Origin of the sequence: Pseudomonas cimarronensis (assembly GCF_049331905.1) — a bacterium.
Lineage (GTDB): Bacteria > Pseudomonadota > Gammaproteobacteria > Pseudomonadales > Pseudomonadaceae > Aquipseudomonas.
In genome coordinates this window covers 328,485-343,929 of record NZ_CP186283.1, presented here as the reverse complement: position 1 = coordinate 343,929, position 15,445 = coordinate 328,485, and the positions used below count along the sequence as shown (strand labels likewise).

Here is a 15,445-nt window from a genome sequence, read left to right as displayed (position 1 = left end):
CCCGACCGGCATGCTGGCCGGGGTGACTGTCAGTAACGCCAGCCTGCATTGATCAGCAGCAGATTGTCGTTATTGCCGGGCTGGTTCTGGTAGTCGGCAATATGCAGCAGGCTGCCCTTGAAGCTGAGCTGCCAGGCCGGCAGCTCATAGCGCATAAACAGCTCGTACTCCATGTGTCGCCCGCCTGCTTTGAGGTCCATGTCCACCTTGTTCCAGCTGACGCTGTTGTCGGCGTTCAGGCGTGTGGGCATCTGTAGCGTGGTCTGCCCGTCGCGCAGGCGCAGTGGTTGGTAGACCAGTGCGCCGTACTGCAGCTGTGGATTGCTCTCGCCAAGTACGCCAAGGGTAAAACTGTCGCTGCGCAGTCGTCCGGACTCGATCCAGCTTGCGCCGTCCAGCCGGCTTAAACCGCTGTTGTAACGTGCGAACAGTTGCCACTGTTCGTTCAGTGGCAGGTTCAGGTTGAGCCCGCCAAACCAGGTGCGGGTTTGCCCCTGGCCAATCCAGGCGTCGCCCTGGCTGCCCAGCAGGCGCTGCTGCTCATTCAGCAGGCCCAGTTGCAGGCTGGCCTGTAGGCCGTTGTCAGCGCGGTAAGCCCATTCTGTCTGCAGGCTGTGTTGCTGCTCGCCGCTGGCGCGGTCGCTGAAGCGCTCACTGGCTTTGCTGGTTTGTACCTGTACGGCGCTGTGCCAGTTGTCGTCGAGTTGCCAATGCAGGCCGGCACCGCTGGCCAGGCTATCCAGGCTCAGATAGGGGTTGTTGAAGGCGCGGGTCATGCTGCTGTTGTGCAGGTTGGGCTGCATGCGCAGCAGTCCCTGGCTCCAGGATGTATCGGTATTCAGGCTGGCGCTGATGGCGCTTCCCTGCCCAAGGTTCTGCCAGGCCTGTACATTGCCCAGTGCGCCCAGGCCGCTGCCCTGGTGCGCAGCGCTGTAGCGCAGTTGTAGCCCATTGCCGGCATCAATCTGTTGGCTGCTGTGTTCCTGTTCCAAGCGTTGCAAGTAGCTGCCGGTATCTATGCGGCTGCGGGCCTCTTGTGACTCCTGTTGCAGAACGCTGGCGTTGACCATGAACGGTGCGTCCAGGCTGTCCTTGAGCACCAGGTCGACCTTGCCCAGTGACGCCCTGAGTGCATTGCCCAGGGCCGGGCTTTCGCGCAGGCGGGCCTGGTCGAGGGTCATGACTTCGCCGCTGCTGGCCTCGATCAACAGTCCGCCAATCGGGTTGCTGGCTGCTTGCAGGTCAAGCAGGCCTTGGCCGTAAGTAGCGCTGTCGGCGTAGATCCCGCTCTTGTTGGCCGAGACCAGGGTGCGCTCGGTGATCTGTGCGGCGCTGAGGGTCGGGAACAAGTCCATCAGCAATGCCAGCGCGCCGGAAACATGGGGAGCAGCCATGGAGGTACCACTCTTGTAGCCGTAACCATCGCCGGGCACGCTGGAGTACACCCAACTGCCGGGCGCGGCCAGGCACCAGGCCTGGGCATCGCCGCAACGGTGCGAACCATCGGAAATCCGCCCATCCTCGCGGATATTCACCACCGCCAGCCACTGCCCCTGCAGCTCTGGGGCGATGACTGGCAAGGCGGCGTACAGGCTGCTGTCGCCAGCGATGCGGGTATCGCCCGTGGTGTTGTTGCCGGCGGCAAAGACGAAGACGATGCCGGCCTGTTGCGCTTCGCGGTACAGGGTGGCTACCGAGTTGCGGTAGTAGTTACGCTCATTGGCATCGAGATCGGCCAGCGTACGTGAGCGGTAGCCGCCCTCGGCGACATTCACCCGTTGCCCCCAGCTGTTATTGGATATGCGCGCGCCCAGTTCAATCTGCCGGCGCAGGGCGTCACGGGTGTCCAAGGTTTCGCTGCCCTGCACGCCGTCATGCAGATACTTGATCGGCAGAATCCGTGCGTCCGGGGCCACGCCATGCATACCCTGGCCGTTGCGGGCTGCGGCGATGGTGCCGGCGACATGGGTGCCGTGGCTATCGCCATCGGTCATGCGCGGGCCGTCTGTACGCACCAGATCACCGCCGGGGGCAATGTTGCTGCGCAGGTCCGGGTGGTCGATATCGACCCCGGTATCGACTACGGCCACGGTCACGCCGGCGCCTGTGGCACCGCGCGCATAAGCGTATTCAGCCTTGATGGTGCTCAGGCCCCAACTGGCGTTGAACTCGGCAGTTCGAAACTGGGCAGGATCAACAGGTTGTGGCGCCGGTCCAGGCTGCGGCTCTGGTGCAGGCGGAACCGGTGGAGCTGGTTCGGGCTCTGGCGCGGGCGGCTGAGGCTCCGGTGCTGGAGGTACTGGTTCTGGCGCGGGTGGTACGGGCGGTGCGGGCTCGGGAGCAGGAGGCGCGGGCTCCGGCGCAGGCGGTTGTGGCTCAGGTGCAGGTGGCACAGGGGCTGGAGCTGGTGGTTGTGGTGCAGGTGCTGGCGCGGGTGGATTTGCCGGTTGCGCGCTGTTGCCCGGGGTGCTGCTGGAGCCGCCAGAAGACTGGTTTGCGGCAATGGCACCGGCCAGTACGGTGCCGGCGATCAGCAGTTGGTTGCTGCGTTGGGCAAACCAGCTGATGCGCTCTTCCTGGCTGGCATTGGCCAAATCGGCCAGCAGTGATTGGCGTTCGGCGCTGGCTTCCTCGGCGAGATAACGCATCAGTTGCTCGCGGTATTCCGGGAAGATCTCCAGCATCGGCACTAATTGCGAAGGCAGTACCGCGTTCGGCAGTTCATAGATGCGGATGAACTCGCGCTGGATTTCGGCCGGCAGCTCTGCTGGAGGTAGCGGTGTGGCCCAGGCTGCGCTGCTCAGGCTGAGGCTGATCGCCAGGGCGAATAGTCCGGGTTTGCTGTGTTGTGCAATGCGCGAGAAAGTCATGCCGGTGATCCGCTAAAAAAGCGGCGGATTCTAGGCAGCGAGAGAAATGTGGCTGTGCGCTGGGTCGCGCTATCGCAGGGCTGGTCTAGGCCATATCAGTTTTTGTGCGCCAAGCATGCGCTGGCGCACAAGATGACCGGCAGGTTCTGCAAACCGGGCGGCTGTATGCCCGGCTGCCGGTGCTGGGTGTTTAACGCACCTGTACCACGACCTTGCCCACGGCCTTGCGCTGGCCGAGGGTGTTGATCGCCTCGCCCGCCTGGGCCAGCGGGAAGGTCTGCGACACCAGCGGCTTGAGCTTGCCTGCGGCGTGCCAGGCAAACAGCTGCTGGAAGTTGGCGGCGTTGTCCTGCGGTTGGCGCTGGGCGAACGCGCCCCAGAATACGCCGACCACGGCCGCGCCCTTGAGCAGGGTCAGGTTGACCGGCAGTTCGGGGATGCGCCCGCTGGCAAAGCCCACCACCAGCAGACGGCCATTCCAGGCGATGGAGCGGATGGCCGCGTCGAATAGGTCGCCGCCCACCGGGTCATAGATCACGTCGGCGCCCTGGCCGCCGGTCAGGTGCTTCACTTCGTCCTTCAGGCTGCTTTCGTTGTAGTTGATCAGTTCGTCAGCGCCTGCGGCCTTGGCTACTTCGAGTTTCTCCGCGCTGCTGGCCGCGGCGATCACTTTGGCGCCCATGGCTTTGCCGATTTCCACAGCCGCTAGGCCGACACCACCGGATGCGCCGAGCACCAGTAGGGTTTCCCCCGGTTGCAGGTTGGCGCGCTGCTTGAGGGCATGCATCGAGGTGCCGTAGGTCATGCCGAAGGCGGCGGCGCTGGCAAAATCCATGCTCGCCGGGATCGGCATGACGTTGTAGCCGGGCACTGCCACTTCTTCGGCAAAGCTGCCCCAGCCGGTCAGGGCCATAACCCGATCGCCGACCTTCAGGTGGCTGACTTTTTCACCGACGGCTGTGACCACACCAGCGGCTTCGCCACCCGGCGAGAACGGGAAGGGCGGTTTGAACTGGTACTTGCCTTCGATAATCAGGGTGTCGGGGAAGTTGACTCCGGCGGCATGGACTTCGAGCAGCACTTCGTTCTTCTTCGCTTCGGGGCTGGCGATTTCTTCCAGTACCAGGGTTTCGGCGGGGCCGAAGGCTTTGCACAGCACGGCTTTCATCGGGCTTTTCCTCTGCGGTTGATGGCCATGCAGTGTAGGTGTGAGGGCGCCACGGTCAACGAGCATGGCTGTGCCTGATAGCCATGCATAAGCCTGGGGCTTGGGCCGCTGCCTGAGTGTGGCTATGCTAGGGGCTGAACTCTTGAGGAATACCGCCTGTGAAAGCCTGGATCGCATTGCTGTTGGCCCTGTCCCTGCCCTTGACGGTGCATGCATCGGAAGACAAAGAAGCCAAGGAAGGGGCGGCGGCCCCCGTGGTGTCCTACGTCACCCTGGTGCCGGCGCTGGTGGGTAACTTCGGTGAGGGCCCCAAACTCAAGTTCTACAAGGCGGATCTGTCTCTGCGGGTCACCGGCGCGGACGTAGAAGCCAAGGTCAAGCACCATGAGCCGCTGATCCGTAATCAGCTGGTCATGCTGTTCTCGCAGCAGACCGAGCCGGCCATGGCTGCACCCGGTGCCCGCGAAACGCTGCGCGCCGAGGCCCTTAAACAGGTGCAGGAAATCCTCACCCAGGAAGAAGGCAAGCCACTGGTGGAAGATTTACTGTTCAACAATCTGATTATTCAGTGAGTCTGCGTTGCGCTGTTTCAGCGCAACGCGAGAACGGCAGCCCATTCCTCAGCCCCAACCGGCATCACCGAAAGGCGACTGCCTTTCTGCACCAGCGGCAGTTCCAGCAGGGCGCTCTGGGCTTTCAACTGGGCCAGCGGGATAACTCGTTTGAAGGCCTCGACAAAAGCCACATCAATCGCACTCCAGGGATTCTTGGCGGCGCTGGCCTTGGCGTCGAAGTAGTGACTGTCAGGCTCCAGGGCCGTTGGGTCGGGGTAGTGCGCCGAGACGATGCGGGCTATCCCGGCAATGCCCGGTTCCGGGCAGCTGGAATGGTAGAAAAAGAACAGATCACCTGGCTGCATGCTGCGCACGAAGTTGCGCGCCTGGTAATTGCGCACCCCATCCCAGCGTGCTTGCTCCAGCCGTTGCAGGTCGTGGATGGATAATTCGTCGGGTTCTGACTTCATTAGCCAATAAGGCATGAACTTTGCTCCTGTGGGTCAGTCCAGTAACGGGCGGGGCTTAACGCACGGTGTTTGCCAGGTTGGGTTGTCGCCCGAGTGGCTGTGCGGATGGCCGCCGTTATGGGCTCTATAACAATAATTGCTGCGGGAACACCGCGCGCATGCCTTGAAGGGGGAGGCATTGAATGAAACGTAAACCAGATGTGTTGTGGGTATTGGTGATTCTGTTCAGCCTCGGCGTAGTAACCACGGGTTACACCCAGAGCCTGTGGGAGCGCCAGCCGGCGCCGGTAGTGCAGCCTAAAGTGGCAGGCTAAACCGGTTATGTACCGCAGGGAGCGCGGTACCGCTGCAACCCGTCAATACCACGCCTTGTCCGTCACGGTGCCTCGCAGGGGCACGTCCCAACTGGCCATGCTCAGTCGTTCGACCTGCTGGCACTCATGCGCCAGGCCCAATAGCGTCGGTTTGTGCCAATTTTTGCGCAGTGCACGGTAGGCCAGGCTGCGGTCATAAAACCCTCCGCCCATGCCCAGGCGCGCGCCGTGGCGGTCGAAACCGACCAGCGGCAGTAATACCAGATCCAGAGTCCAGACCTTGCGCTGCTGCTTGCGGTTGCGCCGTGGCTCGTCAATGCCGAAGCGGTTTTTCTGCAAGCGTTCACCAGGGCGAATACGCTGAAACACCATCTTGCTGCGTGGCCAGGGGCTGAGTACCGGCAGGTAGGTTGTCTTGCCACGCTGTTGTGCTGCACGCAGCAGTGGGCGCGGGTCGATCTCGCCATCATTGGGCAGGTACAGGGCAATCTGCGTCGCGCGGCGAAACAGCGGGTGCTGGGCGAGCTGCCGGTACAGACCGTGTGCAGCCTTGCGCTGAGCCTGTCGACCAAGCGCGCGACGCTGGGCGCGCAGGTGCCGGCGCAGTTGCGCACGACTCAGTGCGGAGGTATCGGTCATGGGTTTGAGCAGGCGCTGTTGCCACGGTTGGGCAACAGGCTGGAAAGGGTGACTCCCCGACGTGCCGCTGTCGGTTTAGCCCTTGAACCCGAAAGTTCAAGGTGGAGGTTGCAGGAGGCGTTAAGGCTTTCCGTCAGGCGGACATGCACACCGGCCTCAACATGCAACCCCCGGGTTTGTGCGTATCGGCTCAGGGACATCACCAACTGGCGCACACTCCAGGGAGCGGTGGCCAGTATACCCGAAAGCGTCTGCGCGTAATCAGCTGCCTTGCTCATCAGCATCCCGTGCCAGAGCGCTGTCGACCCGGTTGAGCAGGCTGCGTACCTGTTCGCGGTTGGCGCCGGCCTGCTGATCAAGGTGTTGCTGTTTATGTAGCAGGTCGTGGGTGATATTCAGGGCAGCCATCACGGCAACGCGGTCGGCACCGATCACTTTTCCGCTTGAGCGAATCTCGCGCATCTTGCCGTCCAGGTAACGTGCGGCGCTTTCCAGATTGCTGCGTTCATCGCTCGGGCAGGCGATGCAATATTCTTTGTCCAGAATCTGGACGGTCAAGGTATTCGACTGGGTCATTAATCCTGCTCCAGGGCTTTGAGGCGCGAAATCATGGATTCGACCTTGTGCCGGGCCATTTCGTTCTTTTCAATTAAGTGCGCGCGCTCTTCGCGCCAGGCCTTTTCGCTCGTCAGAAGCTGTCGGTTTTGCGCTTTGAGCTGCTCGACGCGCTGGATAAGCAGATCCAGCTTGGTCGTGAGGGCATGCAGATCGGCGTCTTCCATGGGTTCTCTACTCGCGGGTATATGAGCGGGACGGACAAACGGAAAATAGCGGTTTTCAGTCGTCTTCGACAGTGCCGGGCAGTGCACGACGTTGTTGTGCGGCAGTCTGGGCAGTGTGAGGCAGATTGCGCTGCCAGAGGTTGATGAGTTTCACCCGTCGTGCAAGTCATGCGCGCTCCGTCGAGCACCTTGCATAGTCTTGGCGCGCTTGCCGGTGCTAGGATACAAGGCCTCCATTCTAGTGATTGCGCAGCGTTGCGCCTAGTTATCTATGCCTACCTCGAACTCCCCGTATTCCGCTTTTGCCGCCCTGCTCGCCAGCAACGGCCACCCCGTTTCCCCGGCCGAACTGCATGGCCTGCTGCTTGGCCGTAGCTGTGCTGGTGCCGGCTTTGACATCGACCCCTGGCTGGTGGATGCCGCCGAGCTGCTCGGCGCTGCCCCTGAAGACACCGTGCGCCAAGCGCTGATCGGCCTGCAGGAAATGGTCAAGAACGAGCTGTCCAGCAATGACGTCACTGTGGTGTTGCTGCTGCCCAGCGACGATGCGCCGCTTAGCGAGCGCGCTGTGGCTCTGGGACAATGGTGCCAGGGCTTCCTCGGCGGCTTTGGCCTGACTGCCCGTGACAGCGCCCTGAGCGCGGAAGCCATGGAAGTGCTGCAGGATCTCTCGGCGATTTCTCAGGTGCAGAACGCCCTGGATGAGTCCGACGATGGCGAGAACGACTACATGGAAGTGATGGAATACCTGCGTGTGGCGCCATTGCTGCTGTTCAGCGAGTGCGCCAAGCCAGTGGTTGCCGCGACGAAGCCGTCGCTGCATTGATCTTCCTGTAACCGCAACCGGACTTAATCTGCCCATGATCAGCATCCCCAAGTCGGAATACGCCCGTCGGCGCAAGGCGCTGATGGCGCAGATGGAACCCAACAGCATCGCGATTCTGCCGGCGGCGCCGGTGTATATCCGCAACCGCGATGTTGAGCATATCTACCGCCAGGACAGCGACTTCCAGTACCTCTCCGGCTTTCCCGAGCCGGAGGCGGTAATCGCGCTGATTCCCGGACGCGAGCATGGCGAGTACGTGTTGTTCTGCCGCGAGCGTGACCCGCTACGTGAGCTGTGGGATGGCCTGCGCGCTGGTCAGGATGGTGCGATCAGTCAGTACGGCGCGGATGACGCATTCCCGATTGGTGATATCGACGACATTCTGCCGGGGCTGATCGAAGGCCGTGATCGGGTCTATTCCTCCATGGGCACCAACCATGAGTTCGACCGTCAGCTGATGGAGTGGATCAACGTGATCCGCTCCAAGGCGCGTCAGGGCGCGACGCCGCCGAACGAGTTCATCACCCTTGAGCACCTGCTGCATGACCTGCGCCTCTATAAGTCAGCGGCTGAGGTCAAGGTGATGAAAGAGGCGGCGGAGATCAGCGCGCGCGCGCATGTGCGCGCCATGCAGGCCAGCCGTGCCGGTCTGTTCGAGTACCACCTGGAAGCCGAGCTGGATTACGAGTTCCGCAAGGGTGGGGCAAAGATGCCGGCCTATGGCAGCATCGTCGCGGCCGGCAAGAACGCCTGCATCCTGCATTACCGCGAGAATGACGCGCCGCTGAAAGACGGTGACCTGGTGCTGATCGACGCCGGTTGCGAGATCGACTGCTACGCCAGTGACATCACCCGCACCTTTCCGGTCAGTGGCACCTTCTCGCCGGAACAGAAGGCGATCTACGAACTGGTGCTGGCGGCGCAGGAAGCGGCTTTCAAGGAAATTGCTCCCGGTAAACACTGGAACCAGGCCCATGAGGCCACTGTGCAGGTCATCACTGCCGGGCTGGTGGAGCTGGGGCTGCTCAGCGGCGATGTCGATGAGCTGATTGCCGCTGAAGCCTACAAACCTTTTTACATGCACCGCGCCGGTCACTGGCTGGGCATGGATGTGCACGACGTCGGTGAGTACAAGGTTGGCGGCGAATGGCGTGAGCTGGAAGTCGGCATGGCCATGACCGTCGAGCCGGGCATTTATATCGCCGTGGACAATCAGGACGTGGCGAAGAAGTGGCGCGGTATTGGCGTGCGCATCGAAGACGACGTGGTGGTGACCAAGACCGGCTGCGAAATTCTCACTGGCGGCGTGCCGAAAACCGTCGCCGAGATCGAAGCGCTGATGGCTGCCGCACGCAGCGTGGCGGCCTAGCGCATGTCACGCGTCGACATTGCGATTATTGGCGGTGGCCTGGTCGGCGCGAGCCTGGCCGTGGCCCTGCAGGCCGAGGCCAAGCAGCGCGGCTGGCGTATTTGCCTGATTGAACCCTTCACTCCGGGCAACGGTTATCAGCCCAGCTATGACGCACGTTCGACTGCGTTGTCGTTCGGCTCGCAGCAGATTTATCAGCGTCTCGGCCTGTGGCAGCAGATCAGCCAGCGTGCCGAGCCGATCAAGCAGATTCATGTTTCCGACCGTGGCCGTTTCGCTGCCGCGCGCCTGAGCGCCGAGGAAGAAGGCGTGCCGGCACTGGGTTACGTGGTGGAAAACGCCTGGCTCGGCGAATGCCTGTGGCAGGCCCTGGATCAACAGGTGGTGAGCTGGCGCAGCCCGGCCCTGGTCACGCGGATGCAGGCCCTGGCCGATGGCTATCGGCTGACTTTGGATGACGGCAGTGAGTTGGAATGCAGCCTGGCGATTCTCGCTGAAGGTGGCCGCTCCGGGCTGCGTGAGCAACTGGGCATCGCCGTCAGCAACACGCCTTATGGCCAGAGCGCGCTGATCGCCAACGTCAGCCCGCAAGAGGCGCACAACGGCCTGGCCTTCGAGCGCTTTACCGAAGAAGGGCCGATGGCCCTGCTGCCGCTGGCGGATAACCGCTGCGCGCTGGTCTGGACCCGTGCCAGCCTGGAAGCCGAACGCCTGTCGACGCTGGACGATGCGGCGTTTCTCGCCGAGTTGCAGCAGGCTTTCGGCTACCGCCTGGGCAGTTTGCGCCAGGTTGGTGCGCGGCACCTGTATCCGCTGGCGCTGACCGCGGCCAAGGAGCAGGTGCGTCAGCATCTGGTGGTGCTCGGCAATGCCGCGCACAGCCTGCATCCGATTGCCGGGCAGGGCTACAACCTGTCGCTGCGCGACACCCTGGTGCTGGCCGAAACCCTGCTGGCCAGCAACGCGCCCTTGGGCGATCTGGCCACCCTGCAGCGCTACCTGAGCAGTCAGCAGCTGGATCAACAGCTGACGGTGGGCTTTTCCGACCAGGTCACCCGCCTGTTCAGCACGGGTCAGCCGTTGTTGGCGGCCGGGCGCAACCTCGGCCTGCTCGGCCTCGATCTATTACCCCCGGCGAAACGCTGGTTCGCCCGCCAGGCCATGGGCCTTGGCACCCGTTCGGAGCATTGATGCATGTCGGCAAACAAACTGGCGCGCAAGGCGCGGCTGCTGCGCTGGGCGATGAACCTGTATCCGCCCTACCTGGGGGCCGGCGTGCGGGTGCGGCAGATCAGCGCGGACTTCCGTCAGGTGCAGGTGAAGATGGGCCTGGGCTGGTATAACCGCAACTACGTCGGCACCCAGTTTGGCGGAAGCCTGTATTCGATGACTGACCCGTTTTTCATGCTGATGATCATGGAAAACCTCGGGGGCGATTTTATTGTCTGGGACAAGGCCGCGCGCATCGACTTTATCGCCCCCGGTAAAGGTCCGGTGTACGCCGATTTCAGCATTGATGAACACCTGCTCGACGACATCCGTCAGCACACGGCAAATGGCGATAAGTACCACCCTGAGCTGCATGTGGAAGTGCGCGATGGCAGCGGCACGCTGGTGGCACGGGTGCACAAGACTCTTTATGTGCGGCTGAAACCGCGCGCTCGGCAGGCAGCTTGAACAAGGAATATGTGATGCAAGCGGATCTGATCATCGTAGGTGCTGGCATGGTGGGCAGCGCCCTGGCGCTGGCCCTGCAGGATCAGGGGCTGGACATCATCCTGCTGGATGGCAGCCCGCTGAGTGTCAAACCCTTCGACGCCGCTTCGGCCTTTGAGCCGCGCGTCAGTGCGTTATCGGTGGCCAGCCAGCGCATTCTTGAGCGTCTGGGTGTGTGGGATGGCATCGCCGCACGGCGCGCCTGCCCTTATGCCGAGATGCAGGTATGGGACGGCTCGGGCACCGGGCAGATCCATTTCAGCGCCGCCAGCGTGCACGCCGAAGCGCTCGGCCATATCGTCGAGAACCGCGTGGTGCAGGACGCCTTGCTTGAACGTCTGCACGACAGCCCGATTGGCCTGTTGCCTGGGGCGCGCCTGGAGCAGCTGCGCCGCTCTGGTGACGGCTGGTTGCTCAGCCTGAGCGACGGCCGTGAGCTGCGCGCGCCGCTGATTATCGCTGCCGACGGCGCCAACTCGGCGGTGCGGCGTCTGGCCGGTTGCGCCACCCGTGAATGGGATTATCTGCACCACGCCATCGTTACCAGTGTGCGTTGCAGCAAGCCGCATCAGGCCACCGCCTGGCAGCGCTTTACCGATGACGGCCCGCTGGCTTTCCTGCCGCTGGCTGGCCCCGAAGGTGAGCACTGGTGCTCGATTGTCTGGTCGGTAACGCCCACCGAAGCCGAACGCTTGATGGCCCTGGATGACGCGGGCTTTCGCCGGGCCCTGGGTTTTGCCTTCGAGCATCGCTTGGGCGACATCCTCCAGGCCGATCCGCGTCTGTGCATTCCGCTGCGTCAGCGCCACGCCAAGCGTTATGTCGAGGACGGCCTGGCGCTGATCGGTGATGCCGCGCACAGCATCCATCCGCTGGCCGGGCAGGGCGTCAATCTGGGCTTCCTTGATGTCGCCGTACTGGCCGAAGTGCTGCTGCACGCCGCACAACGCGGCGAGCGTCTGAGCGATGTGAAAGTGCTGAGCCGTTACGAGCGTCGGCGCATGCCGCACAACCTGGCGATGATGGCGGCGATGGAGGGCTTCGAGCGGCTGTTCCAGGCCGATCCGCTGCCGGTGCGTTGGTTGCGCAACAGCGGCCTCAACTGGGTGGACGAGCTGCCGGAAGCCAAGGCGCTGTTCGTGCGCCAGGCCCTGGGTTTGTCTGGCGACCTGCCCGATTTGGCGCGGGTTTAGCTAGTTCACCTTAATGCGCTATGCATTAAGGCGAATGCAATCCTGTCTGAAAGCGCCGCGCGCGACGAACTTTTCCGTTAAATCCACCGTGCTTGCCTGTGCTAAGACGATGCAGATAGCGCTACTTTTAGTTCATATCCGACGTCGCGCTCGGCGTGGCTAATGGGTTTGTCCAGCGAACAATTACGGCTCGTCACCATCAAAACGTGCCTCAGTCGCAGCTGGTTGCCTCACCAAGATTGGTCAAATACAGCCTGCATTAGGGCGTTATTGCCGATCCCTCACCGTCTGTTGTGGAGTGTGTAGGACGCACACAGGTGGATGCACTCCCGTTTAATTGCCCCACATACGGATCAGACGCTGGATGCATTCGTTAGTCTGGATGGCCAGATCCCGGTAGCGCTCTTCCTGGCCGATATACAGGGGTACGGCCTTGAGCTTGGCGATCAGTTCGCGCTGGTCGGCGTCGCGGATCTGGCTCTGGATCCAGCCTACGGCGGCATGGCGTACGCCGCGGGTCACCGGCAATACCTGATGCAGATCTCCGCAGGGATAGAGCAGCAGACTGCCGGCTGACAGTTTGAACTGGTAGGTCTGGCCACGGCTGAGAATCTGCAGTTCGCCACCCTCATAGCTGGCCGGGTCTTCGAGAAACAGGGTGTAGGCCACATCACCGCGCACGCCATTGAGGTAGGCCGAATCGCTGTGCAGGCCATAGGCCATGCCAGGCTCGAAACGATTGATCAGTGGCCTCCCCACATGCAGGGGCATGGCGAAGGCCTGCAGTTCGGGCAGTTCGAACAGGCGCTGGGCAATGGCATCAAGCAGCGCGGCATGCTCCTGCTGAGGTAGCTGCAGGTTGTGCTTGGCGGCTCGGGCCAAGCCGGTAGCGCTGTCCTTGCCGTCATTGAAGTGGGCGCTGGCCAGTACCTTTCGCACCTGCTCCAGCAGGGCAGGGGGCAGCACATCATTAAGGATCAGTTGATGCACGGAGCTATTCCTCAGGGGCGTGCGCCAAGCGGTGCTGGCACGAAGGTATCACTTTGCTATTATCGGACGGTTTTAATCACCACCCAACCCTAGCTGTCAGTCCGTGCTTCAGGAAGCCTCCAGATGAACAAGAATTACAAGCTGGTTTTTAACCCCACCCTTGGTGCCTTGCAGGTGGCCCCTGAAACCGCTGGCAGTGCGGGCAAAGGCGGCTCGACGGCTGCCGGGGCACGGTTGCTGACACCGTTGGCGGGGGCGCTCGTGGTGGCACTGCTGGGCACGAGTCAGCAGGCCGTGGCCACCCCAGCAACCTGCAATCTGAGCGGGCAGACCAGCTTTTCTGGCACCTGCCAGGGGATGGACGGTGCGGATGGTGCGATTGGTCTGAAGGGTTTTGATGGCCCTTCTTTTCAAGCAATTCCAGGCGGTGTAGGCAGCGATGGCGATGAAGGTTTAGAAGGGGCTGCTGCATTTTCAGGTGCCGGTTTCACTCTCAATAATACCGGTTCGATAACTGGCGGTAACGGTGGTAACGGTGGTAACGGTGGTGAAGGGGGAAGAGGTGGAGTTTTGCCTGGCGATGGATTGGCGTCAGATGTTGGAGGCGTAGGCGGTAACGGCGGTGATGGTGGTGATGGTGGTGATGGCGGTGATGGCATCACTGGAAGTGGCTTTATTCTTTACAATTCAGGCTTTATTAGTGGTGGTACCCCTGGTCTTGGTGGGGCAGGTGGAATTGGTGGAAATGGTGGGGCCTTTGGCGCTGCTTCAGGTCAGAATGGTGACGCTGGAGATGCCGGCGTGGTGGGTGGTGTTGGTGTTATTAGTACAGGCGGCGCCACCATTTACAACAGTGGGACTATCAGTGGTGGCTCAGGTGCCAATGCTATTGAGCTGACCGGGGCAGACAATAAATTGGTGTTGCGCTCTGGCTCGAGCATCATCGGCGGTGTTCAGGCCGGTAGCGCTACCGTGCAAGTGGGTGATACCGGCGCGCTCTACATTTCCTCGCATATCACTGGCGATTTCACCCTGGGCAGTGGTGGCTTATTCAGTATTGCGGCGACTTCCGATGACAATGAGAGTGGCTATGGCAAGTTGATCGTCAGCGGCACTGCCAACGTCACCGGCAGTTCGGCCTACGTCAATGTGGCGTCGGTCAATACATTAGCCGATGGTCAGACCCTGGTCGGTGTGCTGCAGTCTAGTGGCCTAACAGGCAACTTTACTCAGGTGAGTGATAACAGTGCCTTGTTCGATTTTCTAAGCCAAGTCAACGGTAACAACATTGACTTTGATATTGTGCGCGCGGCCAATACCAGCGTCACCAGTTCGGCCCAGGCCAATAGCAATAACCCGGCTTTTGGCGCGGCGCGGGTGCTGGACCAGGTTATCGCCAGCGGTGGCGGCACGCCGGGCATGCAGCAGGTGGTGACCAATCTGGGCCAGTTGGCAACCGAACAGCAGGTTTCCGATGCCGCCAGCCAGACTCTGCCCTTGCTAGTCGGCAGCTCCCAGGCCGCCGCTAATAATTCTGCCAATGCCGTAGGTAATGTGCTGCAGGGCCGTATCAAGGGCCAGGCCTCGGGTGAGGCGCTGCTGAGTGAGGGCGAGCTGTGGCTGCAGCCCTTCGGTACCTGGGCCAGCCAGGATAAGCGTGATGGCGTAGCCGGCTTCGATGTGGATACCCACGGCCTGGTATTTGGCGGCGATGCGTCGCTTAGCTCGCGCAGCCGTGTCGGTCTGGCCATTGCCTATGCCAATAGCCGCGTGGATGGTGATTCCAAAGCGGCGCCCAATAGCGCCGAGATGGATCTGTATCAGCTGATCGGCTACGGCAGCTACGACCTGGATGCCGCCACCCAGCTGAGCTGGCAGCTCGACTATGGCCAGGGCCGCACCGATGGCAAGCGCCAGATCCTGTTTATGGGCACCACGGCCAAGTCCAACTACACCAGCCATATCGCCCATGCTGGCATTGCTCTAAGCCATGACTACGCAATCAGCCAAGCCACCACGCTGACCCCGGCTCTACGCGCCGACTACAGCTGGATTCGTGACGAGAGCTATCGGGAGACGGGGGCCGATGCGCTTAACCTGGACGTGGACAGCCGCACGACCGACAGCCTGATCCTGGGGCTGGATGGCGAGTTGGTGCATGCCTTCGATGCGCGCCTGCAGGCCACGGCGAAGCTGGGTGTGGGGTATGACGTGCTCAACGAGCAGGCCAGCATCACCAGCGCCTATGCCGGTGCACCGGGCCTGGGCTTTGTTACCAAAGGCCTGAAGCCCAGCCCCTGGCTGGCACGCGCTGGAATGGGTCTGACCTATCGCGTCAGCGACAGCGCTGAGCTAAGTGCCAACTACGATGCCGAATACCGCGAGGACTTCCTTAGCCATTCGGCTTCGCTGACCGCACGCTGGGCGTTCTAAGCCCAGCCCGTTGCCCGGGGTGTTGACTACAGTGTCACGCCCTGGGCCCTGTTCTGAGGTCTGGGGCGCGATGCCCTCTGACGATTGCCGGGTACAGCGGTGTATTTGGCGCTAACTTAGA

Annotated in this window: 16 protein-coding genes, 1 other RNA gene and 1 pseudogene; 10 read left to right on the top strand and 8 right to left on the bottom strand. The window is 62.0% G+C overall.

What is annotated here, in order from left to right; genetic code table 11:
- Positions 1–29: 29 nt before the first annotated feature.
- Both ACOCLD_RS01595 and ACOCLD_RS01590 read right to left on the bottom strand, forming a co-directional pair.
- A complete protein-coding gene (locus ACOCLD_RS01595) occupies positions 30–2,870 on the bottom strand; it encodes a S8 family peptidase (protein ID WP_422910587.1) in 2,841 nt (946 codons plus the stop codon).
- 190 nt (positions 2,871–3,060) lie between these two features.
- The gene (locus ACOCLD_RS01590; RefSeq protein WP_422910586.1) at positions 3,061–4,038 is read right to left on the bottom strand and encodes an NADPH:quinone oxidoreductase family protein; all 978 of its coding nucleotides are present in this window, start codon (positions 4,036–4,038) and stop codon (positions 3,061–3,063) included.
- A 158-nt stretch (positions 4,039–4,196) separates the two neighbouring features.
- Between ACOCLD_RS01590 and ACOCLD_RS01585 the strand changes: the two genes are divergently transcribed.
- A complete protein-coding gene (locus ACOCLD_RS01585) occupies positions 4,197–4,610 on the top strand; it encodes a flagellar basal body-associated protein FliL (protein WP_257778972.1) in 414 nt (137 codons plus the stop codon).
- A 17-nt stretch (positions 4,611–4,627) separates the two neighbouring features.
- Here ACOCLD_RS01585 and ACOCLD_RS01580 read toward each other — a convergent pair whose 3' ends face one another.
- Positions 4,628–5,077: an EVE domain-containing protein gene (locus ACOCLD_RS01580; RefSeq protein ID WP_233685508.1), complete on the bottom strand. Its 450-nt coding sequence runs from the start codon at positions 5,075–5,077 to the stop codon at positions 4,628–4,630.
- 167 nt (positions 5,078–5,244) lie between these two features.
- Between ACOCLD_RS01580 and ACOCLD_RS01575 the strand changes: the two genes are divergently transcribed.
- Positions 5,245–5,376: a hypothetical protein gene (locus tag ACOCLD_RS01575; protein ID WP_267925817.1), complete on the top strand. Its 132-nt coding sequence runs from the start codon at positions 5,245–5,247 to the stop codon at positions 5,374–5,376.
- Positions 5,377–5,418: 42 nt separating this feature from the next.
- Here ACOCLD_RS01575 and ACOCLD_RS01570 read toward each other — a convergent pair whose 3' ends face one another.
- The 4 genes from ACOCLD_RS01570 to ACOCLD_RS01555 all read right to left on the bottom strand — a co-directional run bounded on the left by ACOCLD_RS01570 (position 5,419) and on the right by ACOCLD_RS01555 (position 6,797).
- The gene (locus tag ACOCLD_RS01570) at positions 5,419–6,015 is read right to left on the bottom strand and encodes a 5-formyltetrahydrofolate cyclo-ligase (RefSeq protein ID WP_422910585.1); all 597 of its coding nucleotides are present in this window, start codon (positions 6,013–6,015) and stop codon (positions 5,419–5,421) included.
- A gap of 49 nt (positions 6,016–6,064) precedes the next feature.
- Positions 6,065–6,243: non-coding RNA, 6S RNA (ssrS, locus tag ACOCLD_RS01565), on the bottom strand.
- Between the two features lie 33 nt (positions 6,244–6,276).
- Entirely contained in the window at positions 6,277–6,591 is a 315-nt protein-coding gene (locus tag ACOCLD_RS01560) for a cell division protein ZapA (protein WP_233685506.1), read from the bottom strand.
- Entirely contained in the window at positions 6,591–6,797 is a 207-nt protein-coding gene (locus ACOCLD_RS01555) for a TIGR02449 family protein (RefSeq protein WP_233685505.1), read from the bottom strand. Before ACOCLD_RS01555 ends, ACOCLD_RS01560 begins: the two co-directional genes overlap by 1 nt.
- Positions 6,798–7,068: 271 nt before the next feature.
- Here ACOCLD_RS01555 and ACOCLD_RS01550 point away from each other — a divergent pair, with 271 nt between their 5' ends.
- Genes ACOCLD_RS01550 through ACOCLD_RS01530 form a run of 5 tightly spaced genes read left to right on the top strand, consistent with a single transcriptional unit; the run spans position 7,069 to position 11,901 of the window.
- A complete protein-coding gene (locus ACOCLD_RS01550; RefSeq protein WP_422910584.1) occupies positions 7,069–7,623 on the top strand; it encodes a YecA family protein in 555 nt (184 codons plus the stop codon).
- A gap of 34 nt (positions 7,624–7,657) precedes the next feature.
- Positions 7,658–8,992, top strand: coding sequence for a Xaa-Pro aminopeptidase (gene pepP / locus ACOCLD_RS01545; RefSeq protein ID WP_422910583.1), 1,335 nt, complete (start codon positions 7,658–7,660; stop codon positions 8,990–8,992).
- 3 nt (positions 8,993–8,995) lie between these two features.
- Complete coding sequence (ubiH, locus tag ACOCLD_RS01540) at positions 8,996–10,183, top strand: 2-octaprenyl-6-methoxyphenyl hydroxylase (RefSeq protein WP_422910582.1); 1,188 nt, start codon at positions 8,996–8,998, stop codon at positions 10,181–10,183.
- A gap of 3 nt (positions 10,184–10,186) precedes the next feature.
- Positions 10,187–10,669, top strand: coding sequence for a DUF4442 domain-containing protein (locus ACOCLD_RS01535; RefSeq protein WP_392541378.1), 483 nt, complete (start codon positions 10,187–10,189; stop codon positions 10,667–10,669).
- A 14-nt stretch (positions 10,670–10,683) separates the two neighbouring features.
- A complete protein-coding gene (locus ACOCLD_RS01530) occupies positions 10,684–11,901 on the top strand; it encodes a 2-octaprenyl-3-methyl-6-methoxy-1,4-benzoquinol hydroxylase (protein ID WP_422910581.1) in 1,218 nt (405 codons plus the stop codon).
- A gap of 333 nt (positions 11,902–12,234) precedes the next feature.
- On the opposite strand, the gene ACOCLD_RS01525 is transcribed toward ACOCLD_RS01530, so the two are convergent.
- Positions 12,235–12,891: a Fe2+-dependent dioxygenase gene (locus tag ACOCLD_RS01525; RefSeq protein WP_422910580.1), complete on the bottom strand. Its 657-nt coding sequence runs from the start codon at positions 12,889–12,891 to the stop codon at positions 12,235–12,237.
- Positions 12,892–13,014: 123 nt separating this feature from the next.
- Here ACOCLD_RS01525 and ACOCLD_RS01520 point away from each other — a divergent pair.
- The 3 genes and pseudogenes from ACOCLD_RS01520 to ACOCLD_RS01510 form a co-directional block, all read left to right on the top strand.
- Positions 13,015–13,143: pseudogene (locus ACOCLD_RS01520) on the top strand (ESPR domain-containing protein); the annotation flags it as partial.
- Between the two features lie 370 nt (positions 13,144–13,513).
- A complete protein-coding gene (locus ACOCLD_RS01515; protein ID WP_422911850.1) occupies positions 13,514–13,789 on the top strand; it encodes a hypothetical protein in 276 nt (91 codons plus the stop codon).
- A gap of 20 nt (positions 13,790–13,809) precedes the next feature.
- Positions 13,810–15,324 carry an autotransporter outer membrane beta-barrel domain-containing protein gene (locus tag ACOCLD_RS01510; RefSeq protein ID WP_422911748.1) on the top strand — a complete coding sequence of 505 codons (1,515 nt, stop codon included), beginning with the start codon at positions 13,810–13,812 and terminating at the stop codon, positions 15,322–15,324.
- Positions 15,325–15,445: the final 121 nt, after the last annotated feature.